Source organism: Streptomyces sp. NPDC058001 (genome assembly GCF_042886315.1).
Classification (GTDB): Bacteria; Actinomycetota; Actinomycetes; order Streptomycetales; family Streptomycetaceae; genus Streptomyces.
This window is the reverse complement of record NZ_JBHVQT010000009.1, coordinates 300,172-325,046: the sequence shown is the minus strand read 5'-3', so window position 1 is coordinate 325,046 and position 24,875 is coordinate 300,172. Positions and strand designations below refer to the sequence as shown.

The 24,875-nt window shown below is 72.5% G+C and carries 27 protein-coding genes; 17 read left to right on the top strand and 10 right to left on the bottom strand.

Annotated features, from left to right (window positions below; genetic code table 11):
- Position 1: 1 nt before the first annotated feature.
- From priA to hisF, 3 genes are read left to right on the top strand one after another with little or no spacing between them, the layout of a single operon-like run.
- On the top strand, positions 2-730 hold the full coding sequence (priA, locus tag ACFVT5_RS24225) for a bifunctional 1-(5-phosphoribosyl)-5-((5-phosphoribosylamino)methylideneamino)imidazole-4-carboxamide isomerase/phosphoribosylanthranilate isomerase PriA (RefSeq protein WP_389891617.1): 729 nt from the start codon (positions 2-4) through the stop codon (positions 728-730).
- Entirely contained in the window at positions 727-1,155 is a 429-nt protein-coding gene (locus ACFVT5_RS24220; protein WP_389891614.1) for a Rid family hydrolase, read from the top strand. The genes priA and ACFVT5_RS24220 overlap by 4 nt, the downstream gene beginning before the upstream one ends.
- Complete coding sequence (hisF, locus tag ACFVT5_RS24215; RefSeq protein WP_389891611.1) at positions 1,152-1,907, top strand: imidazole glycerol phosphate synthase subunit HisF; 756 nt, start codon at positions 1,152-1,154, stop codon at positions 1,905-1,907. Before ACFVT5_RS24220 ends, hisF begins: the two co-directional genes overlap by 4 nt.
- Before the next feature lie 176 nt (positions 1,908-2,083).
- Here hisF and ACFVT5_RS24210 read toward each other — a convergent pair whose 3' ends face one another.
- From ACFVT5_RS24210 to ACFVT5_RS24200, 3 genes are all read right to left on the bottom strand, one after another.
- Positions 2,084-2,464, bottom strand: coding sequence for a hypothetical protein (locus ACFVT5_RS24210; protein WP_389891608.1), 381 nt, complete (start codon positions 2,462-2,464; stop codon positions 2,084-2,086).
- Positions 2,465-2,482: 18 nt separating this feature from the next.
- Entirely contained in the window at positions 2,483-3,679 is a 1,197-nt protein-coding gene (locus tag ACFVT5_RS24205) for an SPFH domain-containing protein (protein ID WP_389891605.1), read from the bottom strand.
- A 100-nt stretch (positions 3,680-3,779) separates the two neighbouring features.
- Positions 3,780-3,950: a hypothetical protein gene (locus tag ACFVT5_RS24200; RefSeq protein WP_389891602.1), complete on the bottom strand. Its 171-nt coding sequence runs from the start codon at positions 3,948-3,950 to the stop codon at positions 3,780-3,782.
- Positions 3,951-4,195: 245 nt separating this feature from the next.
- Here ACFVT5_RS24200 and ACFVT5_RS24195 point away from each other — a divergent pair, with 245 nt between their 5' ends.
- Both ACFVT5_RS24195 and ACFVT5_RS24190 read left to right on the top strand, forming a co-directional pair.
- Positions 4,196-4,783, top strand: a complete 588-nt coding sequence (locus tag ACFVT5_RS24195) for an ArsR/SmtB family transcription factor (RefSeq protein WP_389891600.1) — start codon at positions 4,196-4,198, stop codon at positions 4,781-4,783.
- A gap of 12 nt (positions 4,784-4,795) precedes the next feature.
- Positions 4,796-6,118 carry an MFS transporter gene (locus tag ACFVT5_RS24190; RefSeq protein WP_389891597.1) on the top strand — a complete coding sequence of 441 codons (1,323 nt, stop codon included), beginning with the start codon at positions 4,796-4,798 and terminating at the stop codon, positions 6,116-6,118.
- 24 nt (positions 6,119-6,142) lie between these two features.
- On the opposite strand, the gene ACFVT5_RS24185 is transcribed toward ACFVT5_RS24190, so the two are convergent.
- Positions 6,143-6,778 (bottom strand): TIGR03085 family metal-binding protein, encoded by a 636-nt coding sequence (locus ACFVT5_RS24185; RefSeq protein ID WP_389891594.1) that lies wholly within the window; start codon positions 6,776-6,778, stop codon positions 6,143-6,145.
- A 150-nt stretch (positions 6,779-6,928) separates the two neighbouring features.
- Between ACFVT5_RS24185 and hisI the strand changes: the two genes are divergently transcribed.
- The 11 genes from hisI (at position 6,929) to lgt (ending at position 16,192) form a co-directional block, all read left to right on the top strand.
- The gene (gene hisI / locus ACFVT5_RS24180) at positions 6,929-7,297 is read left to right on the top strand and encodes a phosphoribosyl-AMP cyclohydrolase (RefSeq protein ID WP_389891591.1); all 369 of its coding nucleotides are present in this window, start codon (positions 6,929-6,931) and stop codon (positions 7,295-7,297) included.
- A gap of 11 nt (positions 7,298-7,308) precedes the next feature.
- Positions 7,309-8,787, top strand: coding sequence for an anthranilate synthase component I (locus tag ACFVT5_RS24175; protein ID WP_389891588.1), 1,479 nt, complete (start codon positions 7,309-7,311; stop codon positions 8,785-8,787).
- A 474-nt stretch (positions 8,788-9,261) separates the two neighbouring features.
- The gene (locus ACFVT5_RS24170) at positions 9,262-9,936 is read left to right on the top strand and encodes a TIGR02234 family membrane protein (protein ID WP_389891585.1); all 675 of its coding nucleotides are present in this window, start codon (positions 9,262-9,264) and stop codon (positions 9,934-9,936) included.
- A gap of 132 nt (positions 9,937-10,068) precedes the next feature.
- A complete protein-coding gene (locus ACFVT5_RS24165; RefSeq protein WP_389891583.1) occupies positions 10,069-10,290 on the top strand; it encodes an HGxxPAAW family protein in 222 nt (73 codons plus the stop codon).
- Between the two features lie 219 nt (positions 10,291-10,509).
- Positions 10,510-10,962, top strand: a complete 453-nt coding sequence (locus ACFVT5_RS24160; protein WP_389891960.1) for a DUF2752 domain-containing protein — start codon at positions 10,510-10,512, stop codon at positions 10,960-10,962.
- A gap of 156 nt (positions 10,963-11,118) precedes the next feature.
- Positions 11,119-11,928, top strand: a complete 810-nt coding sequence (trpC, locus tag ACFVT5_RS24155; RefSeq protein WP_389891580.1) for an indole-3-glycerol phosphate synthase TrpC — start codon at positions 11,119-11,121, stop codon at positions 11,926-11,928.
- 7 nt (positions 11,929-11,935) lie between these two features.
- Positions 11,936-12,085 (top strand): tryptophan biosynthesis modulator TrpM, encoded by a 150-nt coding sequence (trpM, locus tag ACFVT5_RS24150; RefSeq protein WP_389891577.1) that lies wholly within the window; start codon positions 11,936-11,938, stop codon positions 12,083-12,085.
- Positions 12,086-12,157: 72 nt separating this feature from the next.
- Positions 12,158-13,444 (top strand): tryptophan synthase subunit beta, encoded by a 1,287-nt coding sequence (gene trpB, locus ACFVT5_RS24145; RefSeq protein ID WP_389891574.1) that lies wholly within the window; start codon positions 12,158-12,160, stop codon positions 13,442-13,444.
- Positions 13,441-14,274, top strand: a complete 834-nt coding sequence (gene trpA / locus ACFVT5_RS24140; protein ID WP_389891571.1) for a tryptophan synthase subunit alpha — start codon at positions 13,441-13,443, stop codon at positions 14,272-14,274. The genes trpB and trpA overlap by 4 nt, the downstream gene beginning before the upstream one ends.
- A gap of 63 nt (positions 14,275-14,337) precedes the next feature.
- Positions 14,338-15,114: a DsbA family protein gene (locus ACFVT5_RS24135; protein ID WP_389891568.1), complete on the top strand. Its 777-nt coding sequence runs from the start codon at positions 14,338-14,340 to the stop codon at positions 15,112-15,114.
- 142 nt (positions 15,115-15,256) lie between these two features.
- The gene (gene lgt, locus ACFVT5_RS24130; RefSeq protein WP_389891565.1) at positions 15,257-16,192 is read left to right on the top strand and encodes a prolipoprotein diacylglyceryl transferase; all 936 of its coding nucleotides are present in this window, start codon (positions 15,257-15,259) and stop codon (positions 16,190-16,192) included.
- 334 nt (positions 16,193-16,526) lie between these two features.
- On the opposite strand, the gene ACFVT5_RS24125 is transcribed toward lgt, so the two are convergent.
- The 6 genes from ACFVT5_RS24125 to ACFVT5_RS24100 all read right to left on the bottom strand — a co-directional run bounded on the left by ACFVT5_RS24125 (position 16,527) and on the right by ACFVT5_RS24100 (position 23,786).
- A complete protein-coding gene (locus tag ACFVT5_RS24125; protein ID WP_389891562.1) occupies positions 16,527-17,402 on the bottom strand; it encodes an HpcH/HpaI aldolase/citrate lyase family protein in 876 nt (291 codons plus the stop codon).
- On the bottom strand, positions 17,399-18,610 hold the full coding sequence (locus tag ACFVT5_RS24120; RefSeq protein WP_389891559.1) for a CaiB/BaiF CoA transferase family protein: 1,212 nt from the start codon (positions 18,608-18,610) through the stop codon (positions 17,399-17,401). The genes ACFVT5_RS24125 and ACFVT5_RS24120 overlap by 4 nt, the downstream gene beginning before the upstream one ends.
- Entirely contained in the window at positions 18,610-20,073 is a 1,464-nt protein-coding gene (locus tag ACFVT5_RS24115; protein ID WP_389891556.1) for an ADP-ribosylglycohydrolase family protein, read from the bottom strand. Before ACFVT5_RS24115 ends, ACFVT5_RS24120 begins: the two co-directional genes overlap by 1 nt.
- On the bottom strand, positions 20,070-21,320 hold the full coding sequence (locus tag ACFVT5_RS24110) for an ADP-ribosylglycohydrolase family protein (RefSeq protein ID WP_389891553.1): 1,251 nt from the start codon (positions 21,318-21,320) through the stop codon (positions 20,070-20,072). The genes ACFVT5_RS24115 and ACFVT5_RS24110 overlap by 4 nt, the downstream gene beginning before the upstream one ends.
- 7 nt (positions 21,321-21,327) lie before the next feature.
- On the bottom strand, positions 21,328-22,494 hold the full coding sequence (locus ACFVT5_RS24105) for an ADP-ribosylglycohydrolase family protein (RefSeq protein WP_389891957.1): 1,167 nt from the start codon (positions 22,492-22,494) through the stop codon (positions 21,328-21,330).
- 254 nt (positions 22,495-22,748) lie between these two features.
- Positions 22,749-23,786 (bottom strand): ADP-ribosylglycohydrolase family protein, encoded by a 1,038-nt coding sequence (locus tag ACFVT5_RS24100; protein WP_389891550.1) that lies wholly within the window; start codon positions 23,784-23,786, stop codon positions 22,749-22,751.
- 333 nt (positions 23,787-24,119) lie between these two features.
- On the opposite strand from ACFVT5_RS24100, the gene ACFVT5_RS24095 reads away from it, so the two are divergent.
- Positions 24,120-24,851, top strand: a complete 732-nt coding sequence (locus ACFVT5_RS24095; protein WP_389891547.1) for a VIT1/CCC1 transporter family protein — start codon at positions 24,120-24,122, stop codon at positions 24,849-24,851.
- Positions 24,852-24,875 lie beyond the last annotated feature (24 nt).

Below are 24,875 nucleotides of genomic sequence, written 5' to 3'. Positions count from 1 at the left end.
CATGGCTCAGAAGCTTGAACTCCTCCCCGCCGTCGACGTCCGCGACGGCCAGGCCGTCCGTCTGGTCCACGGCGAGTCCGGTACGGAGACCTCGTACGGCTCCCCGCTGGAGGCGGCGCTGGCGTGGCAGCGGTCGGGCGCCGAGTGGCTGCATCTCGTCGACCTGGACGCCGCGTTCGGCACCGGCGACAACCGGGACCTGATCGCCGAGGTCACCCGCGCCATGGACATCAAGGTCGAGCTGTCCGGCGGCATCCGCGACGACGCCTCGCTCGCCGCCGCCCTCGCCACCGGCTGCACCCGCGTCAACCTCGGCACCGCCGCCCTGGAGACCCCCGAGTGGGTCGCCAAGGTCATCGCCGAACACGGCGACCAGATCGCGGTCGGCCTCGACGTACGCGGCACCACGCTGCGCGGCCGGGGCTGGACCCGCGACGGCGGCGATCTGTACGAGACGCTGGAGCGCCTCAACTCCGAGGGCTGCGCCCGCTATGTCGTCACCGACATCGCCAAGGACGGCACCCTCCAGGGCCCCAACCTGGAGCTGCTGCGGAACGTCTGCGCGGCCACCGACCGCCCGGTCGTCGCCTCCGGCGGGGTCTCCTCGCTGGACGACCTGCGCGCCATCGCCGAACTGGTCCCGCTGGGTGTCGAGGGCTCCATCGTCGGCAAGGCGCTGTACGCCAAGGCGTTCACGCTGGAAGAGGCACTGAAGGCGGTGGCGTCATGACCGAGCCCGTGCGGCGGGTGCAGGACGGGTCCCCCTGGGAGGACTCCATCGGCTTCGCGCGCGCCGTGGCGGCCGGGGACCGGGTCCTGGTCGCCGGCACCACGTCCTTCCGGGGTCCGGTGCTGCACGGCGAGGGCGACCCCTACGAACAGGCCAAGGCCGCCTTCGCCAACGCCCTCGCTGCGATCGGCGAGTTCGGCCTCGGCGTTGAGGCCGTGATCCGTACGCGGATGTACCTGACTCATGTACGGGACGTGGACGCGGTGGGCCGGGCCCATCTGGAGCTGTTCGGCGCGGTCCGCCCGGCGGCGACCCTCGTCGTCGTGACCGGCTTCGTCGACCCGCGCATCATGGTCGAAGTGGAACTCGAAGCCTTCAGGGGAGCCCCCGCCGAAGGCACGGCGGAGGAGTCCGAGCGGTCATGACCCTCGCGGTCCGAGTCATTCCCTGCCTGGACGTGGACAACGGCCGGGTCGTCAAGGGCGTCAACTTCCAGAACCTGCGCGACGCGGGCGACCCCGTCGAGATGGCCAAGGTGTACGACGCCGAGGGCGCCGACGAACTCACCTTCCTGGACATCACCGCCTCGTCCGGCAACCGCGCGACCACCTATGACGTGGTCCGCCGCACCGCCGAGCAGGTCTTCATCCCGCTCACCGTGGGCGGCGGCGTGCGGACCGCCGACGACGTGGACAAGCTGCTGCGGGCCGGCGCCGACAAGGTCGGCGTCAACACCGCCGCCATCGCCAGGCCGGACCTGATCCGGGAGATCGCGGAGCGGTTCGGGCGGCAGGTGCTGGTGCTGTCCGTGGACGCCCGCCGTACCCCTGCCGGGGGGTTCGAGGTGACGACTCACGGGGGCCGTGAGGGTACCGGTATCGATGCCGTGGAGTGGGCGCATCGGGCCGCCGAGTTGGGGGCCGGGGAGATTCTGCTCAACTCCATGGACGCGGATGGGACCAGGGACGGGTATGACCTGGAGATGATCGCGGCGGTGCGTCGGCATGTGACCGTGCCGGTCATCGCTTCGGGGGGTGCGGGGCGCCTCGCGGATTTTGCGCCGGCCGTTTCCTGCGGCGCTGATGCGGTGCTCGCTGCCTCCGTTTTTCACTTCGGGGATTTGCGGATCGGGGACGTGAAGAGGGCGTTGCGTGAGGCCGGGCATCCTGTGAGGTAGCCGGTGCGTCCGTGCGGGTTGTTGCGCAGTTCCCCGCGCCCCTTATTGGGTGGGTTCCGGTTCGTTGTCCGGTGCGGGTCGTGCGTGGCTGGGTGCGCAGTTCCCCGCGCCCCTTGAGGGGGTGGGTGCCGGTTCGTTGGCCGGTGCGCGCAGTTCCCCGCGCCCCTGATGGGGCGCTATTGGCGGCGGAGCCAGTGGGCTCTGCGTTGGGTGTGTTGGGGTGTCGGGGGCTGTTGAGGGGTGGGCGTCGGGGGTGGGGTGTCCTTCGGGGGGTGTAGGCCCTCTGTTGAGTAGTCCGTTCGGGCGATGGCCTCCACCATCTGGTCGTCGGTGAACTCCTCCGAGCCCGGGATGTGCGGGACGAAGCCGACCAGGGAGCCCTCGCTGACGACCTCCGCGTCGAGTCCGGCGGCCCCGTCGATGTCCCAGAGGGCCTCCAGGTCCTGGTCCAGGACGACCCGTACCCCGAACTCGTAGACCCCCGCGTCGACCACGTGAGCCATCACGTTCCTGGCCCGCAGTGCCGTCACCAGACGGCGCGCCCGTTCCTCATCCATGCCGGTTACTCCTCGCTCTCACTTCTTCTCGGGCGACCGCAGGCTCGGGCGGCCGTTGACCGCCGGGTCCGCCGGGGGAGTCGTCGGCTGGAGCGAGTGCAGGATCGCCAGGCCCTGCCCGACCACGCCGGCCGCCACCTCGTTGACGCCCTCGGTGCCGTTGAGGACGGTCAGCGACGCGCCCGACATGGCGCGGGCCGCCGCCTCGGCGAGCGCCGGCAGGTTCTCCACGACACGGTTGGCCGCGATGAGTTCCTGGTTGCCGTCGCGCAGCGAGGCCGCGCGGGCGGAGTTGGCGTCCGCCTGGGCCTGGGCGAGGGTCCGCTCGGCGTAGGCACCGCCGTCCGCCTCGAACTTGACCTGGTCGCGCTTGGCCTCGGCGAGCGTGCGCTGCCGGTACGCCTCGGCGTCCGCCGGACGCCTGACCTCGGCCTCCAGTCGCTGCGCCGCGAGACCGGCCTGGCGCTGTGCCAGCGACGTCTGCTCCTCGATGACCTGCTGGGACGCCTTGGCCTGGGCCAGTGGGCCCGCCTGCGCCGCACGGGCGTTGTACTGCTCGGTCTCGGCCAGGAAACCGGCCCGCTTGATCGCGGTGTCCCGCTCGTACTCGGCCTTCAGCGCGGAAGCCTGCTGCTCGCGCTCGGTGGCCTCCTGGTCGGCCCTGGCCTGGGCGATCCGGGCCTGGCTCGCGACCGCCGCCGCGTGCGGTGCCGCGAGGTTGTTGATGTAGCCGGTGGCGTCCTCGATCTCCTGGATCTGGAGGGCGTCCACGACGATGCCGAGCTTCTCCATCTCGCCATGGCTGCCCGCGACGACCTCCTGCGCGACGCGGTTGCGTTCCCGGATGATCTGCTCGACGGTCAGTCCGCCGATGATGGACCGAAGGTGTCCGGCGAAAATTCGGCCGACCAGTTCGTCCATCCGGTTCTGTTCCGAGAGGAAGCGCCGGGCGGCGTTGGCGATCGACACGGTGTCGTCGCCGACCTTGAAGACGCATACCGCGCGTACCGCGAGGCGTATGCCCTGCTGGGTGACGCAGTCCTCGGCGATCTCCGCCTCGCGCAGCGCCAGGGACAGCATGCGGGCCTTCTGCTTGACGGGCATGACGAAGCTGCCGTGCCCGGTGACGATACGGAACTGTGTGTCCTGCACCTGCCGCTTGGAACCCGAGATGAGCATCGCCTCATTCGGTGCGGGAACCTGCCAGAACAACATGAGAGACCACCTGACCTGCTTCATGGTGGGGAAGACGCCGGACGAGCCGACGCCGGGAAGGACCGGGAAGACTCGGGGGAGGGGGCCCGAAGGACGTCCCTCATGTCGGCAGCGGCTCGACCATCACCGACCGCGCCGAGATCATGTCGACGACAATGACGCGGATGCCTCTGCCGATCGACGTGCCGGACCAGGCGGCGTAGACCTCCGAACCGCCCCGCACGCTCACCAGTACCTCGCCCGGCCCGTCCGGCGGGATGGGCACGGTCACTCTGCCGACCGCCCCGACCGGGCTCTGTGCCGCATCATCGTCCTCGCGCATAGGCCCTCAGCAGCCGACGACCACCATCCCTTGCGTTCAACGGTACTCCGGGACGCCCCACTTGGTTCTGCGAGAAGTTCCCGGCGAGTTCCCAGGAAGCCCCCTTTACGAAGCTCCCTTGAGGGTCCGGGTTCCGCAAGGAAAGTTGCGCAATTTCTGTTGCGCAATATTTCTTTCCTATCTACGGTGACTGCATGGCCGAGAACAAGAGAAACCGCATCACCGACCTGGAAACGCTCAAGGCGTTCGGGCACCCCCTGCGGATGAAGCTGTACCGCGCGCTGTTCATCGCCCGGACCGCCACCGCGTCCCAACTCGCCGAAGGCGTCGACGAAGCGGTCTCGCTGGTCAGCTACCACCTGCGCAAACTCGCCGAGCACGGTCTGATCGAGGAGGCCGAGGGGGAGGGCACGGACGGCCGGGAGCGCTGGTGGAAACCGGCCTCGCAGGGCCTCAGCTTCCGCGACGCGGACTTCAGCGACGCCCCCGAGAAGGTCGCCGTGAAGGCCGCCGTCACCCGCCTGTCCTTCGAGCAGCAGGCCGAGCTGTACCGGGGCTATCTGGACCAGACGGGTGTCTGGTCCACCGAGTGGAGCGGCGCCGCCACCGCGTCCGAGTACATGCAGCGGCTGACCGCCGCCGAGCTGGCCGAGCTGACCGCCGAGATCGACGGCGTCATCAAGCGCTCCGACGAGCGTGCCAGGGCCGCCGAGGCCGCGGGCGACACCGAGGGGCGGGAGAACGTCGCGGTACACGTGTACGCCTTCCCGTTCCGGGCCTGAGGGGGGCACGGCATGCGACAGGAGAGCGGGAAAGGGACCGGGACGGAGGCGGACCCCACGGCGGCCGGGACCGTGGGCGCGCCCAGGGCACCCGAGGCCCGGGCCGCCCAAGGCACCCCGGCAGCCCCGCGCCCCGCCCACCGCGACGGCAACGTCCTGCGCTGGGTCGGCGCCTATGCCTCGTCGATGATCGGCGACAACATCTACTACCTCGCCCTGTCCTGGGCAGCCGTCAGCGCGGGCAGCCCCGCCCAGGCCGGGCTCGTGATGGCCGTCAGCGCCGTGCCCCGGGCCCTGCTGATGCTGTTCGGGGGCGTGATCGCCGACCGGTTCGGACCGCGCCGGGTCGTCATCGTGTCCGACGCCGCCCGCTGCGCCGCCGTCCTCGCGGTCGCGGGTGCCCTCCTCGCCACCAGCCCGGCCGTCTGGCTGCTCGCCGTCCTCGCGGTCGTCTTCGGCACCGTGGACGCCGTCTTCATGCCCGCCGTCGGCGCCCTCCCGGCCCGGATCACCACCCGCGACCAGCTCGCCCGGGTCCAGGGCATGCGCGGCATGGCGGTCCGCGTCGCCCACGTCCTGGGGGCACCCCTGGGCGGCCTCTGCGTCGCACTCGGCGGGGCCGCCACCGCCTTCGGGTTCGCCGGTCTGCTCTTCGCCGCCTCGGTGCCGCTGCTGATGGCCGTACGCGTCCGGGACCTCCCCGGCAAGGCCGAGGGGCGCGCGAGCGGTGCGTGGGGGGACCTCGCGGACGGGATGCGGCACATCCGGCGCAGCCGGGTTCTCGCGCCGCTCCTCGTCCTCATCGCGCTCAGCGACCTCGGTTTCGTCGGCCCGCTCAACGTCGGCCTCACGCTCCTCGCCGACCAGCGCGGCTGGGGCGCTTCCGGCCTGGGCTGGATCCTCGCCGGGTTCGGCGTGGGCGCCGGGGCCGCGTCCCTGACGCTGACCGTGTGGGGGCGTGTCCCGCGCGCGGGGCTCGTGCTGTCCCTGGCCGGTATCGCCGGCTCGCTCGCCATCGCGGGCCTGGCCCATGTCCCGGGTGTCTGGTACGCCGTCGGCATGGCCGGCGCCGTGGGCCTGCTCGCCGGGCTCAGCGGCGCCCTGTGCGGCGCTCTCGTCCAGACCGAGTCCGATCCGGCGTACGTGGGCCGGGTGACGTCCGTGTCGACGTTCTTCAGCCTCGGTATCGCCCCGCTCACCTTCCCCGTGACGGGCGCCGCCGTCGACCTGTGGGGCACCGGGCCGGTCTTCACGGTGAGCGCCGCTCTGAGCTGCCTGGGCGGGATGTACGGGCTGCTGCGCGGGCCCCTGCGCAGGGCGGAGCTACCGCGCTGAGCGCCGGGCCCGGGTCGCCGTGGCTCAGATACCGAGCTGCTTGGTGCCGTGGAGCTTCTCGACGGCGTCCTTGTCGCCCTCCACCTGCACGTCCGCGACGTCCTGGCGGCCGAACGCGAACATCGTCAGCTCGCCCGGCTCCCCGGTCACCGTCACGGCCGGTGCGCCCCGGTGCGCCACCACCGTCTGGCCGTCCGGGCGCCGCAGCACCAGACCGACCGGCGCCTTACGGCCCAGCATCCGGGCGGCCCGCTCCAGACGCGACCACAGCGTGTCCGAGAAGACCGGGTCCAGGGGGCGCGGCGTCCAGTCCGGCTGCGCACGGCGTACGTCCTCGGCGTGGACGTAGAACTCGACCGCGTTCGACACCTCGTCGATCTGCTTCAGCGCGAACGGCGAGAACCGGGGCGGACCCGTACGGATGAGCTGGATCAGCTCCTCGTACGGCTTCGCGGCGAATTCGGCCTGCACGCGTGCGAGGCGATCGGCCAGTGGCTTGATCAGAATTCCGCCCGCCGCGTCCGCGCGGCGCTCACGCACCACGACATGCGCGGCCAGGTCACGCGTCTGCCACCCTTCGCACAGGGTCGGCGCGTCGGGGCCCGTGGCCTCCAACAGGTCGGCGAGGAGCAGTCGTTCACGCTTGGCATGGGTCGACATGCCGTCAGCCTACGGCGGCGCCTGTCGCCCTGCCACGGGACGTACGCCGCTTCGGGGAGCCGGCGAGTCGGTCGGCGAGCCGGTCGGCGGGGCGTCCGGCGGCCGGACGGTCGCACCGGGATGTCGTACCCGTCGCGCACAATGGCAGACATGACCAGCACGCCCGCCGGGCCCAGCCCGCTCGACCCGGAGATCGCCGCCCGCCTCAAGCGCGGCGCCGACGGTCTCTTCCCCGCCATCGCCCAGCAGTACGACACGGGGGAGGTGCTGATGCTGGGCTGGATGGACGACGAGGCGCTGCACCGCACCCTGACGACGGGCCGCTGTACGTACTGGTCCCGCAGCCGCCGGGAGTACTGGGTGAAGGGCGACACATCGGGCCACGTCCAGTACGTGAAATCGGTGGCCCTCGACTGTGACGCGGACACCGTTCTGGTGAAGGTCGACCAGGTCGGCGCCGCGTGCCACACCGGCGACCGGACCTGCTTCGATGCCGGCGACCTGCCGCTGGGCCAGTAGGGTCACCGGCCATGGACCTGGAGACCTTCCGCAAGCTGGCCGGCGACCGCCGTGTGATCCCCGTGAGCCGCAAACTCCTCGCGGACGGGGACACGCCCGTCGGGCTCTACCGCAAGCTCGCCGCCGAGCGCCCCGGCACGTTCCTGCTGGAGTCGGCGGAGAACGGCCGTTCGTGGTCCCGGTACTCGTTCGTCGGCGTCCGCAGCGCCGGCACCCTCACCGAGCGTGACGGCCAAGCACACTGGCTGGGCACCCCGCCCGTCGGCGTCCCCGTCGACGGTGACCCGCTCGCCGCGCTGCGCGCCACCGTCGAGGCCCTGCACACCCCCCGCGACCTGGCCTCCGGGATGCCCCCGTTCACCGGTGGCATGGTCGGCTATCTCGGGTACGACATCGTGCGCCGCCTGGAGAAGATCGGCCCCGGTGAGCGCGACGACCTGAAGCTCCCCGAACTGACGATGCTGCTCACCTCCGACCTCGCCGTCCTGGACCACTGGGACGGCTCGGTGCTGCTCATCGCCAACGCCATCAACCACAACGACCTCGACACGGGCGTCGACGAGGCGTACGCGGACGCGGTCGCCCGGCTCGACGCCATGGAGGCCGACCTGTCGCGGCCGGTCGCCCAGCCGCCCGCCGCGCTCCCGCCGTCCGAACTGCCGCCGTTCACCGCCCTGTGGGGCGGCCCGGACTACCAGGTCGCGGTCGAGGACATCAAGGAACGCATCCGCGCGGGTGAGGCGTTCCAGGTCGTGCCCTCGCAGCGCTTCGAGACGCCCTGCACGGCGAGCGCCCTCGACGTCTACCGCGTACTGCGGGCCACCAACCCGTCGCCGTACATGTACCTGTTCCGCTTCGACGGCTTCGATGTCGTCGGGTCGTCGCCCGAGGCCCTGGTCAAGGTCGAGGACGGCCGCGCGATGGTGCACCCCATCGCCGGTACGCGACCACGGGGCGCGACACCGCAGGAGGACCAGGCACTCGCCGAGGAACTCCTCGCGGACCCCAAGGAGCGCGCCGAACACCTCATGCTGGTCGACCTCGGCCGCAATGACCTGGGGCGCGTCTGCGAGCCCGGCTCCGTCGAGGTCGTCGACTTCATGTCCGTCGAGCGGTACTCGCACGTGATGCACATCGTGTCCACGGTCACCGGCCGCGTGACCGAGGGCCGCACGGCGTACGACGTCCTGACCGCCTGCTTCCCCGCGGGCACCCTCTCCGGCGCCCCGAAGCCACGGGCGATGCAGATCATCGACGAACTCGAACCGTCCCGGCGGGGGCTGTACGGCGGCTGCGTCGGGTACCTCGACTTCGCCGGCGACTCGGACACCGCCATCGCCATCCGCACCGCCCTCCTCCGCGACGGCACGGCGTACGTCCAGGCCGGAGCGGGGGTCGTCGCCGACTCGAACCCACAGGCGGAGGACACGGAGTGCCGCAACAAGGCGGCGGCGGTACTGCGGGCGGTCCACACAGCGAACCACCTTTAGGCGCACCGGCCCCCTTCCGACGCTCCGCGGGCCGCTGCGCGCGGGGCGGGACCGGACCCACTGCCGACCGCTCCGCGTCGGCCCAAGGCATCCGCCTGCTCGGCACCGCCGGTCAGGAGGCCGTGGGCCGAGCACCGCTGCGGCGGAAAGGAAATCCCGGCGAACCGGAACCCTTCCGGCTCCGCCGGGCCACCGGGCTGGTCCTGGCCGCAGGCCGGAGTTTCTTTTCCGCCGCGGCGGTGCTCAACCCGCGCCGGGGTGACCGGCGGTGCTGAACCGCTGTGGCGGGGCAGGGAATCCGGCGAGGCCGGGCCCCGCGCGGGCGGCGCCCCGCCGTGGCGGGCTGGTCCTGGCCGTAGGCCGGGTTTTCTTTCCGCCGCAGTGGTGCTCAACCCCCGCCGGGGTGACCGGCGGTGCCGAACTGTCTCAGCCCCCGGTCTCCTACCGTCTCGGGGTCTGGTGGATAGTAGGGAGGTGACTTCTGCCGTGCCGCCCCATTCCGTCCCCGGTGCCGACGCCGCCCTCGGTGCGAGAACCGGTGCCCGAACCCGGTCCACCGCCGGAGGCACAGGCGCGCGCCGGAGTCTCGGTGCCGCCCTCCTTCTCGGTGCCGTGGGCGCGGCCGTCGCGCTGCTCGCGACCCGGCAGGGCTGGGCCTCCGGCACGGCGTTCGTGCCGGGCGGTACCTACCCGGTGAGTGCCAAGGGCAGCGACGTCACCGGCGTCCCCGCGGCGCTCGCGATAGTCGGCCTCGCCGCCCTGGTCGCCGTGTTCGCCGTCCGCCGCTCCGGCCGTCTCCTGGTCTCCGCGCTCCTCGCGCTCAGCGGCGCCGGTACGATCGCCGCCGCCCTGATCGGCGCGGGCGACAGCGCCGCGCTGGACGAGAAGGCCGCCGAGGTGTGGTCCGGTGGCGCGGCCGGCGTCAGCGACCTCAGCCACACCGCCTGGCCCTACGTCGCCGCGGTCGGAGGCGCCCTGATCCTCGTCGCGGGCCTGCTCGCCCTGCGGTACGGCAGCGGCTGGCCCGCCATGTCGGGCCGCTACGAGCGCGACGGCACCCCCCGTCCCCGTAAAGCTCCCACCGTCGACCCCGACCGTCCCGAGGACATCTGGAAGGCCCTCGACCGCGGCGAGGACCCCACGGGCTGACGGCGCGCTGCCGTCCCACCCCGCGCTCACCCTCGGCGATCGCGTACGGGACAATGGGCGACGAGCGTCCGGCTCACCACGCACACACCAAACGCATACAGCAACCACGCTTACAGCAACGAGGAGCAAGTCATGGCGGGCAGCAGCCACGGTCACACCCCGGCCGCCTGGACCGGTGTCATCATCGTCTTCATCGGTTTCTGCGTCGCGGGTGCCTTCATGGTCATGGCGAACACGGCCGGATTCTGGGTGGGCATGGCGGTCATCGCCGCCGGTGGCATCGTCGGCGGCGCCATGCGCCTGGCGGGCCTGGGCCAGCGCCGCCCGCAGCTTCCCGCCGGCTCCGAGAGCTGAGGCAGCACACCCCACTGCACACCCCGCGACACCCCGCGGACCGCACCGGAGGCGGGCACCGGCAGCACGCCGGCGCCCGCCTCCCGCGCGTACGGAACCGGTCACACGGACCGCACGCGCACCCGTACCCCCGCCCGTCGCGCACCCCGTGCGTGGGCGGGGCAGAATGCTCGGGTGACCGCCGAACCCGAGAGCGCCCAGGCCCCAGGCCCACCGCGGATGCCCCCGCCACCACCGGCCCGGTACCTCGCGTTCGCCCCCGCCCCGCCCCAGGGCAACCTCTTCCGGAGGCTGCTCACGCCCGTCGGGGTGCTCGGCTCGGTTGCCGCCGCCTTCGCATACGTCGGCAGCGTCGACCCCAACCAGCCCGGCCACTACCCGGCCTGCCCCCTGCTGCGCCTCACCGGCCTGTACTGCCCCGGCTGCGGCGGCCTGCGCAGCGCGCACGCCTTCATCCACGGCGACCTGGTGACCGCGCTCGGCGCCAACGCGCCCGCCGTCATCGGCTACGTCGCCTTCGCCGTCCTGTGGGTCGTCTGGGCCGTCCGGGCGGCCCGGGGACAGCCACTGAGGATCGTGCCGCGCCCGGCGGTGCTGTGGAGTGCCGGCGCGCTGGTGCTGATCTTCACCATTGTCCGAAACCTGCCGTTCGGTGGCTGGCTGCATCCTTGATCACCAGGGGAACGTCCAGGTAGTGGGACCGCGCGCCACCGGATGCGAGGCAGGCCCCGTGCTGCGGATATCATCGCTGTGACCACCGGAACCGCTTTTCGGGCCGGCCGGTCGACAGCTTCACCAGTTCACCGTCAGGGAAAGGGGTCCGCTCGCGTGAGTGTGCTCGACGAGATCATCGACGGAGTCCGTGCCGACCTCGCGGAACGACAGGCGCACGTCAGCCTCGACGAACTCAAGGAGCGCGCCGCGAAGGCTCCCCGGGCGAAGGACGGCGTGGCCGCGCTGCGCGGTGAAGGCGTCAAGGTCATCTGCGAGGTCAAGCGGTCCAGCCCCTCCAAGGGAGCCCTCGCCGCGATCGCCGACCCGGCGGCCCTGGCCGCGGACTACGAGGCGGGCGGCGCCGCCGTCATCTCCGTCCTCACCGAACAGCGCAGGTTCGGCGGCTCACTCGCCGACCTGGAGGCCGTCCGCGCCAAGGTCGAGATCCCCGTCCTGCGCAAGGACTTCATCGTCACCTCGTACCAGCTGTGGGAGGCCCGCGCGTACGGCGCCGACCTCGCCCTGCTGATCGTCGCCGCCCTCGACCAGCCCGCCCTGGAATCCCTCATCGAGCGCGCCCAGTCCATCGGGCTCACGCCGATCGTCGAGGTCCACGACGAGGACGAGACCGAGCGCGCCGTCGACGCGGGCGCGCGCGTCATCGGAGTCAACGCGCGCGACCTGAAGACCCTCAAGGTCGACCGGTCCACCTTCGAGCGGGTCGCCCCCGAGATCCCCGACGAGATCGTGAAGGTCGCCGAGTCCGGTGTCCGCGGGCCGCACGACCTGATCGCGTACGCCAACGCGGGCGCCGACGCCGTACTCGTCGGCGAGTCCCTGGTCACCGGCAAGGACCCCCGGGCCGCCGTCTCCGACCTTGTCGCGGCGGGCGCCCACCCGGCACTCCGGCACGGCAGGAGCTGACCCCACCATGCCCATCGCGTCCCGCCTCGCGCGCGGTTGCCGCCCCCGCGGCTGCCGGGCGCCCGCGCGGCGCGTGCACGGGCGGCGGGTGCGGTACGTCATCGGGGACGAGCCCGGTCAGGTCAACGGCAGGCGATGGCGCCGGTGCCGGGGCTGAGCCCCGGCACCGCTCCATGACCTCTGTCAGACCCAGACCCAGGGTGCCGTCGCGCACCCGGTGAGGTACCGCATGTCCAGTGAGTTCTTCATTCCCGATCCCGACGGGCTCGTGCCCAGCGCCGAGGGGTACTTCGGTGCCTTCGGCGGGAAGTTCATTCCCGAGGCGCTCGTCGCCGCCGTGGACGAGGTCGCCGTCGAGTACGACAAGGCCAAGTCCGACCCCGCCTTCGCCGCCGAGCTGGAAGACCTGCTCGTGCACTACACCGGGCGGCCCAGCGCGCTCACCGAAGTGCGCCGGTTCGCCGAACACGCCGGTGGCGCACGGGTGTTCCTCAAGCGCGAGGACCTCAACCACACCGGCTCACACAAGATCAACAATGTCCTCGGCCAGGCGCTGCTCACCCGGCGCATGGGCAAGACCCGGGTGATCGCCGAGACCGGCGCCGGACAGCACGGCGTGGCCACCGCCACCGCCTGCGCACTGTTCGGCCTCGAATGCACCATCTACATGGGCGAGATCGACACACAGCGGCAGGCGCTGAACGTCGCCCGGATGCGGATGCTCGGCGCCGAGGTCATCGCCGTGAAGTCCGGCTCCCGCACCCTCAAGGACGCCATCAACGAGGCGTTCCGCGACTGGGTCGCCAATGTGGACCGTACGCACTACCTGTTCGGGACGGTCGCGGGTCCGCACCCCTTCCCCGCCATGGTCCGGGACTTCCACCGGGTCATCGGCGTCGAGGCGCGGCGGCAGATCCTGGAGCGGGCCGGGCGGCTGCCCGACGCGGCCGTCGCGTGCGTCGGCGGCGGATCCAACGCCATCGGCCTCTTCCACGCCTTCATCCCCGACGCCGCCGTACGCCTCATCGGCTGCGAGCCCGCCGGACACGGCATCGAGACCGGGGAGCACGCGGCGACCCTCACCGCGGGCGAGCCCGGCATCCTGCACGGCTCCCGGTCCTACGTACTCCAGGACGAGGAGGGCCAGATCACCGAGCCGTACTCGATCTCGGCGGGCCTCGACTACCCGGGCATCGGCCCCGAACACGCGTACCTGAAGGACACCGGGCGCGGCGAGTACCGGGCCGTCACCGACGACGCGGCCATGCAGGCGCTGCGGCTGCTGTCCCGTACCGAGGGCATCATCCCGGCCATCGAGAGCGCCCACGCGCTCGCGGGCGCCCTGGAGGTCGGGCGCGAGCTGGGCCCGGACGGACTCATCGTGGTCAACCTCTCCGGACGCGGCGACAAGGACATGGACACCGCCGCGCGCTACTTCGGCCTGTACGACACGGACGCCGCCGTCGAGGCGGACGCGAACGGCGGCGCCGCCGAGATCCAGGGGGACGCGAAGTGACCGGGACACCTTCCGGCGGCGGCAAGGGACAGTTGCTCGGCGACACGCTCGCCGCGGCCAGGGCCGAGAACCGCGCGGCCCTCATCGCCTACCTCCCGGCCGGTTTCCCCACCGTGGACGGCGGCATCGAGGCGGTCAAGGCGGTCTTCGACGGCGGCGCCGACATCGTCGAGGTCGGCCTTCCGCACAGCGACCCGGTGCTCGACGGGCCCGTCATCCAGACCGCCGACGACATCGCGCTGCGCGGCGGCCTCAAGATCGCCGACGTGATGCGTACGGTCCGTGAGGCCCACGAGGCCACCGGGAAGCCGGTCCTCGTGATGACGTACTGGAACCCGATCGACCGGTACGGCGTCGAGCGGTTCACCACCGAGCTGGCCGAGGCGGGCGGCGCCGGGTGCATCCTGCCCGACCTGCCCGTCCAGGAGTCCGCGACCTGGCGCGAACACGCCGAGAAGCACGGACTCGTCACCGTCTTCGTGGTCGCGCCCAGCAGCAAGGACGCACGGCTCGCGGAGATCACGGCGGCCGGTTCCGGCTTTGTCTACGCGGCGTCCCTGATGGGTGTCACGGGCACCCGTGCGTCGGTCGGCGCACAGGCGCAGGACCTGGTGCGGCGCACCCGCGCCACCACCGACCTGCCGGTCTGCGTCGGCCTCGGCGTCTCCAACGCCGACCAGGCCGCCGAGGTCGCCGGCTTCGCGGACGGCGTCATCGTCGGCTCGGCCTTCGTCAAGCGGATGCTCGACGCGCCCGACGACGCGGCGGGGCTCGACGCGGTGCGGGAGCTGGCGGGCGATCTCGCGCGGGGAGTGCGACGAGGCGCGTAACTCGTCCGAGTGGACCTGGGACCGGGGAGGCACGCTGGTGCCTCCCCGGTTCGTTGGCGGGGTGTGAGTGAGAAGAACCGTGAGGGAAAGCGCACTGCGCGTGAGCGACTGGCCGCCGAGCGACAGCGCGACAAGAGCCGGGACAAGCGGCGCCGGGGCCTGATCGTGGGCGGAGCCGTCGTCGGCGTCCTCGCCCTGGCCGCCGTTATCGGCGTGATCGCCGCGAACACCGGCGGCAGCAAGAGCGACACATCGGGGCCGGTCGTCGCGCCCAAGGGGGCGAGCGGCAAGGACTCGCTGGCCATTCCGGTCGGCCAGGACAGCGCCAAATCGACCCTCACGATCTGGGAGGACTTCCGCTGCCCCGTCTGCAAGCAGTTCGAGGACATGTACCGCTCGACGATCCATGAGCTGACCGGCAGCGGAAAGCTCAAGGTCGAGTACCACTTCGCGACCCTCATCGACGGCAATCTCGGCGGCAGCGGCTCGCTGCACGCGGCGAACGCGGCGGCGTGCGCGCAGGAGGTCGGCAAGTTCCCCGAGTACCACGACACGCTCTTCGAGAACCAGCCCGCCGAGACCGACGACGCCTTCGCGAACAACGGCAAGCTGATCGAGCTGGCCGGCAAGGTGAACGGCCTGGTCACGGACAGTTTCAAGAAGTGCGTGGACGACGGGACGCACAACAGCTGGGTCGCCCAGTCCAACAAGGCGTTCCAGGCCGGCAAGTTCCAGGGCACCCCGACGGTCCTGCTCGACGGCAAGAATGTCTACGCGGACCAGCAGAATCCGCTGACCCCCCAGAAGCTGACACAGATGGTGGACGCGGCGAACAAGTAGGGCCGTGCGGGGGGCCGGAAGTGGCCGGGACAGGGGGTGGGGACCGGGCGGTGGCGGGGTCCTGTCGCAGCGGTCCTGTTATGGAGCCGTAGCCGTGGGGGTTGTCGCCCGTCCGGTCCAGCAGGGTAGCGTCGACCCTGCCATGGAACTTGCCTTCATCCCCAGCCCCTCGCGCGGTGTGGTGCACCTCGGTCCCATTCCGCTGCGCGGCTACGCGTTCTGCATCATCATCGGCGTCTTCGTGGCGGTGTGGCTCGGCAACAAGCGCTGGGTCGCCCGCGGCGGACAGCCCGGCACGATCGCCGACATCGCCGTCTGGGCCGTGCCCTTCGGCCTGGTCGGCGGCCGGCTCTACCACGTGATCACGGACTATCAGCTGTATTTCAGCGACGGTCGTGACTGGGTGGACGCCTTCAAGATCTGGGAGGGCGGCCTCGGTATCTGGGGCGCCATCGCGCTCGGCGCGGTCGGTGCCTGGATCGGGTGCCGTCGGCGGGGTATCCCGCTGCCCGCGTACGCCGACGCGGTCGCACCCGGTATCGCCCTCGCGCAGGCCATCGGACGCTGGGGCAACTGGTTCAACCAGGAGCTGTACGGCAAGGCGACCGATCTGCCCTGGGCCGTGAAGATCACGTCCACGACGGACGGACGAGTGCCGGGGACCTACCACCCGACGTTCCTGTACGAGTCCCTGTGGTGCATCGGGGTCGCGGTCCTGGTGATCTGGGCGGACCGGCGGTTCAACCTCGGGCACGGGCGGGCGTTCGCGCTGTACGTCGCCTCGTACTGCGCGGGGCGGTTCTGGATCGAGTACATGCGGGTCGACGAGGCCCACCAGGTGCTGGGCCTGCGCCTCAACAACTGGACCGCGCTCGGCGTCTTCCTGCTCGCGGTGCTCTACTTCGTCCTCTCGGCGAGGTCCCGTCCGGGCAGGGAAGAGATCGTCGAACCGGCGGCCTCCGGCCAGGCCGACCAGGAATCCACCGAGGCGGTCGACTCCGTCGACACCGCCGAGGCAACCGGGGACGACCCGGCCCCGGACCCGACAGAACCAAAGCCCAAGGCCGACAAGGTCTGACACCCGCCGGGTGGGGTTGGACGCACAGGTGCCTTTCACCAGTTCCGCCGCGGCGGTGCTCAGCCCCGTGAGTCCTGTCCGGCGGTGACCGCCGGGCCACGCGGTGGGGCGTCTCGCCGTCGCGGCGGGAAGAGCGCCCGGTGGGTGTGGGGTGGCGTCCTGGGCGGGTGCCGGGGCGTGTCTTCGGCAGGCAGCGTCTTCCCTTGCCGGTCGCCTCTTTTCTTCCGCCGCAGCGGTGCTCAGCCCCGTGGGTCCTGTCCGGCGGTGATCGCCGGGACGCGCCGTGGGGCGTCTCGCCGTCGTGGCGGAGAAGAAAGAAACACCCGCCGGGTGCTTACTCGGTCTGTTGGGTCATCGTCAGGGTGTGGTGGGCTGCTCTGACGATGGCCGCGTCGATGAAGTGGCCGTTGGGGAGGGCTTGGGCGCCTTCCTGGTGGGAGGCCGCTGCCAGGACCTCCCTCGCTCGGGTCACCTCCTCCTCCGAGGGGAGGAACGCTTTCTCGATCACCGGGAGCTGGCGGGGGTGGATCGCCATACGGCCGAAGAAGCCCAGGGCACGACCCCGCGCACAGGAGGCCGCCAGGCCGTCCAGGTCCCGTACATCGGGGAACACCGACTGCGGGGGCGCCGCGAGCCCGGCCGCGCGGGCCGCGACGATGACCCGGCCCCGCGCCCAGTCCAACGCCGAGTCCTCCCGTACGCCCAGGTCGGCCCGTAGATCCGCCTCGCCGAGCGCGAGGCCCCGTACCGACGGATGGGCCTCCGCGATGGCGAAGGCGTGCTCGATGCCCAGGGCCGATTCCAGCAGGGGATGCAGCGCCGGCACCTCCGTGATGTCCCCGCCGTCGCCCGGGGCGCAGCACTCGCCGGTGCCGAAATCCGCACGGGGAGCGCACTGCCGCGCCACGCCCCGGACCTGGACAGGACCGGTCACCTTCGGGAGCCGCAGCCCCGACACCCCCGCCAGACCCGCCATCGCGGCCACGTCGGCCGAGGCCAACGGCCCGTCGACCGGGTTCACCCGGACATGCACCGGCAGCGGCTGCGGCGCCGACAGACGCTCGGCAGTGGCCGCTCGGGCGTACTCCTTGCGGTCGGGGGCGACCGCGTCCTCCAGGTCGATCACCACGACATCCGCACCCGCCACCAGCGCCTTCGTGACCACATCGGGCCGGTCCCCAGGCACGTAGAGCCAGGTCAGAGGCGTCATACGGCACCTTCCGCGCGCAGCGCCCCGATCTCCGCGCCGGTCAGGCCCAGCTCGGTCAGTACCGCGTCCGTGTCGGCGCCGTGCGCCCGGCCCGCCCAGTGGATCGCGCCGGGCGTCTCGGAGAGGCGGAAGAGGACGTTCTGCATGCGCAGCGGGCCGAGTTCCGGGTCGTCCACGGTGGTGACCGTGTCCAGGGCCCCGTACTGCGGGTCCGTCATGACGTCCCGTACGTCCTGGATCGGCGCCACCGCCGCCTCCGCCTTCTCGAACGACGCCACCACCTCCTCGCGGGTGCGCAGGGCGATCCAGTCGCCGACCGCCGCGTCCAGGACGTCCGCGTGCCGGGCCCGTTCGACGCCCGTCGCGAACCATGGCTCGTCGACCAGGTCCGGGCGCCCCACCAGCCGCATCACCCGCTCCGCGACGGACTGCGCCGACGTGGACACGGCGACCCAGGCGCCGTCCGCCGTGCGGTAGAGGTTGCGCGGCGCGTTGTTCGTGGAGCGGTTGCCGGTCCGGGGCTGCACATGGCCGAGCTGGTCGTACCAGAGGGTCTGCGGGCCGATCGCCAGCAGGATCGGCTCGATGATCGCGAGGTCCACGACCTGCCCGCGCCCGGTACGGTCCCGGGCGGCGAGCGCCGTCATCACCGCGTACGCCGTCGCGAGGCCCGCGATGGAGTCGGCGAGCCCGAAGGGTGGCAGCGTCGGCGGCCCGTCCGGCTCCCCGGTCGCCGCGGCGAAGCCGCTCATCGCCTCGGCGAGCGTCCCGAACCCGGGGCGGCGGGCGTACGGCCCGAACTGGCCGAAGCCGGTGACCCGCGCGAGCACGAGCCGGGGGTTCGCGGCCGACAGTTCCTCCCAGCCCAGGTCCCATTTCTCCAGGGTTCCCGGGCGGAAGTTCTCGATCACCACATCCGCGTCGGCGACCAGGCGCAGCAGCGTGGCGCGTCCGCCGGGCGCCGACAGGTCGAGCGTGATCGGCCGTTTGTTGCGGCCGAGGAGCTTCCACCACAGGCCCACGCCGTCCTTCGCGGGACCGTGGCCCCGGGACGGGTCGGGCCTGCGCGGATGCTCGACCTTGATCACCTCGGCGCCGAAGTCCCCGAGCATCGTCGCGGCCAGCGGTCCGGCGAAGAGGGTCGCGAGATCGAGGACGCGCAGTCCGGAGAGGGGCGAGGGACGGGGCGTTTTCGTCGGGTCGGTCATCAGGTGTCGGTTCCTGTCCGTGCGTCGGCGGCGGGTGTCACGGGCCGTGCCACCGTGAGTTCGTGGGTGAGGGCGGCCAGCGCGTCGAAGCCGATGCCGTCGAAGTCCGCGACCGAGGTGGCGAGCCGGTTCTTCAGCGGCGCCGTCCAGCGGGACGGCAGCGCGTCCGGGTGACCGGCGATGAGACCGGCGATCGAACCGGCCGTCGCGCCGTTCGAGTCGGTGTCCCAACCCCCCGACACCGCACGGCAGATGGACCCGCCGAAGTCGCCGTCGGCATGGGTGAGGGCGGCGGCGACCAGGGCGGCGTTGGGCAGGACGTGCACCCAGTGGTGGTCGCCGTACACGGTGTGCAGCTGGTCCACGACCGTGTCGAAGTCGCGTTCCTGCCGGGCCAGCCGAATGCCCTGCCGTACCGCGCGCGCGAGCCGTGACTCCGGCGGCACGACGGCGAGCCCGGCCCGCAGACAGGCGTGCACGTCGGCCGAGGAGCGTCCCGCCGTGCCGGTGGCCGGCCCGCCCGCCGCCGTGGCGATGACGGCGGCCGTGAACATCGCCCCGTACACGCCGTTCGCGGTGTGGGTCAGGGTCGCGTCGCGGTGGGCCTGCGCGGCGGCGGCACCCGGGTCGCCCGGATGGGTCCAGCCGTGCAGATCGGCGCGGATCAGCGCGCCGATCCACTCCCGGAACGGATTGCGGCGCCGGGCCGTGTCCGGTGGCTCGACCCCGTCGAGGAGATTGCGGTACGCGATCCGCTCGGCGGTGAACGTCCGGCCCGCGGGGAGTTCGTCCAGCCAGAGCCGGGCCACGTCCGCGGTACTGAATCCGGGGCCGTGGCGGCGCAGCAACAGCAGGTTCAGGAGCGGGTAGTTGAGGTCGTCGTCCTCGGGCATGCCGTCGATGTTCTCGGCGAGCGAGGTCGTGGCGGAGCGCCGGTTCCAGGGGTGGGCGCGGGCGAGGTCCCCGGGGACGCCGCGTGCCGTGAACCAGGTGCGCAGCGGCCAGTTCCCGGTGATCCCGGCGAGTGCGCGGATCCCGGCCAGCGGCAACTTCTCGACCGGTTTGCCGAGCAGACAGCCGACGGACCGGCCGAGCCAGGCGGCCTCAAGCCGGGCCACCGGTACGGCGCCCATCGGGGTCGCCGGAGAGGCCGGCCAGTGCGCGCACAGTGCCTTGATCTCGGCGAGGTCGGTGGGCTCGTGGGCGGCCGAGGGACACGGCAACGCGTCCAGCGCGTCTAGGAGTTCGACGGCCAGTGCCTGCAGCTCGGGGGACGCCGGCGCCGGGGACGCGCCGGCCCGGTCGGGCGCCGCCGGGCCGCCGGCCGCGCGCCAGCGGGCCGCGATCGCCGAGGCGTCGCGGCCGTCCTGCGCGGCCTGCCGCAGCTCGTGCCCGACCAGGTCCTCGGGCTGCACCCAGGTGAGCCGCAGCGGGTCCGCCGCCGGGCGCATGAGGGAGGTCATCGCGGGTCCGCGGAAACGTCCGAAGCGGTCAGGCGGGCGAATTCCGTGTCGCGCGTTTGGTGCCGCTCCCGGTCCCGGGCCGCGATCTCGTACGTGACCTCCGTGAGCGTCCTGGCCGGGCCGTCCAGATCGAGGCGGCTGGCCGTGCACACGGTGTCGGTCCACTCCTCGGGCACCGGCGAGCCCAGGGCGCCCGCGAGCGCGCCCGCCATCGTGGCGATCGAGTCGCAGTCCCGGCCGTAGTTGACCGCGCCGAGCACCGCCTGCCGGCAGTCGCCGGAGGCCACCAGGAGCATGCCGAGCGCGATCGGCAACTCCTCGATCGCGTGCAGCCGGGACGGTCGGCGGGCACCGAGTCCCGGCGCGCGGTAGTCGGGTCCGACCGTGTCGTACGGCGCGACGGCGGCCCGCAGCGGACCGAGCGCGGACTCGAATTCGTCGTGGCGGGCGGCGACTTCGCAGACCGCCTCGATCGCGGTCCGCGTGCCGTCCTTCGCGAGGCCGAGGCAGGCGTCGACCACGGACTCGGCCGTCGCGCCCGGCCGGCACGCGACGGCGACGGCCGCCGCGAACACACCGGCCGCCTCCCGCCCGTACGACGACTGGTGGGCGCCCGCCATGTCGAGGGCCTCGGCGTAGGCGCCGCGCGGATCGGCCGCGTTGACCAGGCCGACGGGGGCCATGTACATCGCGGCGCCGCAGTTGACGATGTTGCCGGTGCCCGCCTCACGCGGGTCCACATGCCCGTAGTGCAGCCGGGCCACCAGCCACTTCTCGGCGAGGAAGATCCGTTGCAGCGGCAGCGCCTCGGCCTCCAGCTCCGGGATCCAGACCGGCTTGGTCATCAGCTCGGGCACCAGATGCTCGGCGACGGCATACGCGTCGAGGTGGTCGCGGACCTTGCCGTACACGCGGATCAGGGCGTGCGTCATCAAGGTGTCGTCGGTGACATGCCCGTCGCCCTTGTGGTACGGGGCGATCGGCCGGGCGGTGCGCCAGTCGTCGCCGTACCAGGGGCCGACGACGCCCCGCACCCGGCCGCCGTGCCGTTCGGTGATCTGCTCGGGTGTCCAGCCCTCGACCGGGCCACCGAGCGCGTCGCCGACCGCGGCGCCCGCGAGCGCGCCGGCCACCCGGGCGGCGAGGTCGGGCTCCCGGTGAGGGATTCCGGCGGCGGTTCCGGTCTCTGCCCCGGTATCCGTCCCGGTGTCCCCTGCGATGTCCCTTTCGGTGTCTGCGAGCGTCATGTCCGGATCAGCCTCCTGGCGTGGTCGGTTCGGTGGCGGTGAGATGGTCGGCCAGCTCCACGAGGTCCGTACCCGTCAGACGGGGGAGCGCACAGCCCGACAGGGTGCGGCACGCGGCGCGCCAGGTGGCGGGCAGCGCGTCGCCACCGCCGAGCGCGCCGGTGAGCGCGCCCGCGAGGGCCGGCGCGGAGTCCGCGACTCGCGACAGACAGGCCGCGGCGGGCACGGCCTCGGCGATACGGCCACGCGCGGCGATGGCGAGCGCGAGGGCGACCGGGACGGTCTCGGCGGCGGCGATGCCGTAGCTGTAGACGTGGTCCACGATTTGGTGTTCGAGGAGCGGTACGAGGGCGAAGGCGCCGTCCGTGTCGCGGGCGAGCCGGATCGCGTGCCGGGCGTTGCGGCCGATCTCGGTGGGCTCGGGGAGCTGGGCGAGCGCCGCGCTCACACAGGCGTCGACGTCCCCGCCGCCGAGCGCGACCGCGACGGCGGCGGCCATCGCGCGGGCGCCGTGCACACCGTCACCGTCCTGGGTGTACCGGGCGTCGAACTCGGCGAGTTCCGCGGCCTGTTCGGGGTCGCCCGGGTGGACCACGGCGAGCACACAGGCCCGTACGCAGGCGGCGTCGTCGAAGTAGTGCGGATTGTCGTGGCCGGTGGCGGGCGGGCGCAGTCCGGCGGCGAGATTGCCGAGTCCCGCACGGACCGAAATCCGGGCGCGCAGGGGGAGTACGGCCGACTCGACCTCGGGGGCGCGGTCCGCCGCGGCGGCGATCTCGGCGGCGAGGCGGGTCCAGGACAGATCGAGCGCGGAGCGGGTACGGCGACTTCGGCTCAGGTCGTCGAGCGACCCGGCGTCGGCGGCGCGCAGAACGGCCTCCGCCGTGAACACCGCCCACTCGGCGTCGTCGGACGGGCCGAGGCGGAGGGGTTCCGGCGGCTGGTTGAGCGCGATCGGTACGGGCAGGGTCGTGGTCGCGTTCTGCTCGGCGAAGGTGTCCAGCTCCCGGGTGAGACGCCGGGTCCACTCGGGCATCCGCGCGGCCCGATGCCGCGCGGCGGGCCATCCGGCGGCGTCCCCGGCGGCGAGACCGATGAGCAGCCCTTCGATACGGCGGGGCGGGCGGGGTGTGGGGGGCGCTGTCGGGGGGGTAGCGGGGGCGCGGACTGTGATGTGGGGGGTAGCCAAGGTTGTGTGGACGGCGGTGCCTGCGGCGGTGTGGTGGGTGGTGACTGCGGCAGTCCCCGCGCCCGTGTCGACGGCAGTCCCCGTACCCGTGTCCACGGCAGTCCCCCCGTCCGTCGTGGCGCGGGTGGCGCTTGTCGCCGTGTCGTGGGTCGATTCGCCGGTGGGGGATTCGGTGCCCCCGGCGCGCGGGTCCACCTGGCCCTCCGGGTCTCCCTGACCGGAGGCCACATACGCGGGGCTCACGCGATCACCCCGTGGCGGGCGATACGGCACTCGGGGACGTCCTCGTCCGGGGTCAGGAGATCCGCGATGTCCAGGACGTGGTGGCCCTTCATCGACGGGAGACAACTGCCCCGGCACGGGCCGATGGGGGTGGTCCAGTCGGGTGGGATCGCCGCGACGCCGCGGGTCGCGCCCGCGAGCGCGCCGGCCACGGCCGCCGTGGTGTCGGCGTCGCGACCCATGTTGACCGCCGTCAGCACCGCCTCGGTGAAGTCGCCGTCGGCGGCGGCGTACGCGCCGAAGGCCAGACCGACCGCCTCCGGTGCGAGGTCCGTCCACGGGTAGCCGCCGATCACCACCGCCGACCGCACCGCCCGCTCCCCGAGGTGCGCGACCGTGACCGCGCGGCGCAGTGAGCGGGCGGTCCAGCAGTCCTCGGGGATGACCGACAGCGCCGCCGCGACCACCGAGACCGTCGGCGCGCCCGCCATCGCCGCCGCGACTCCGGCGGCCACCGCCTGGCCGCCGTAGATGCCCTCGCCGTCGTGACTGACCGTGCCGTCGATGGCGACGAGCCGGGCGGCCTCGGCGGGGCGGCCCGCCGCGAAGACGCCGAAGGGCGCCGCCCGCATCGCGAGTCCGTCGCTCCACGCGTGCCGGTGCTGTGCCGAGATCGGGGCGGCGAGACCGCGCCGCAGATTCTCCAGGGTGCCGCGTTCGCTGAAGCCCGCGCCCCGGAACGGGCCCTCGTCCAGGTCCGCGATCCACTGGTGCCAGGCCGCCTCGACATGGGCCACGGTGAGTGCGGAGCCGTGCCGGGCGAGCAGCAGGCCCGAGAAGATCGCGTACTCGGTGTCGTCGGTGCCGGCCGGGCTGTCCACCACGTATCCGGTGATACGGCCCCAGCGGGCGCGGATCTGTGACGGTCGCATGTTCTCGGCGGGTGCGCCGAGGGCGTCGCCGACGGCGAGGCCGAGGAGCGCGCCGCGGGCCCGTTCGCGCCGGCCGCCGGGGGGCGGCGGCGGGAGTAGGGGAATGCGGGCAGGGGACGCCATGGAAGTGCCGCCTCTCCGAGGCTGGGTCTGCTTCATGGATCTGTCCCACATTGCGCTCTCACTGGACCTCGGCGGGGCGAGTGTCACCCCTTCGACATATGTGCGGCCCTCTCTTCGAATGAGCGACACCGTGACGGAACCAACGGGCCGCACCCTTGCCGCACCCTGTCGAACCGGTCCCTCACGGCGCCCATTTCCCTAGGTAAGTACGGCCTTCCTTGCTGGCGGGAGGCGTTTTTCGTGCGTAGGTTCGACGGTGTTCAAGGGGGAGCGGTAGCCCGTGGAGCGTCGCTTCGGGGTGCCCGTTTCCGTGGGGAGAGGAGTACGGCGACCATGGCGATCATCGACACCGAGGCGAGCCTGCACGAGGCGCATCGCGACAATCACACGCACCGCGATGTCAACGGGGGCTGGCTGCGTCCGGCCGTCTTCGGCGCCATGGACGGACTGGTGTCCAACCTCGCCCTGATCACCGGTGTGGCCGGCGGAGCCGTCGCGCAGCAGACCGTCGTCATCACCGGCCTCGCCGGGCTGGCCGCCGGTGCCTTCTCGATGGCCGCCGGCGAGTACACCTCCGTCGCCTCGCAGCGTGAACTCGTCGAGGCCGAGCTGGCCGTCGAGCGCCGTGAGCTGCGCAAGCACCCCCAGGACGAGGAGGAGGAACTCGCCGCGCTGTACGTGGCGCGGGGTGTCGATCCCGAGCTGGCCGGTGAGGTCGCCCGGCAGCTTTCCAAGGACCCGGAACAGGCGCTGGAAATCCACGCGCGCGAGGAACTGGGTATCGACCCCGGCGATCTGCCCTCGCCGACCGTGGCCGCCGTGTCGTCCTTCGGCTCCTTCGCGCTGGGTGCCGTGCTCCCGGTCCTGCCCTATCTGCTGGGCGCGACCAGCCTGTGGCCCGCCGTACTGCTCGCCTTCGTCGGACTCTTCGCGTGCGGTGCCGTCGTGGCCAAGGTGACGGCGCGATCCTGGTGGTACAGCGGTCTGCGGCAGCTCGCCCTGGGCGGCGCGGCGGCCGGTGTGACGTACGCCCTGGGCACACTGTTCGGTACGGCGCTAGGGTGACCCCCGCCGCCCTCCGATCGCGCA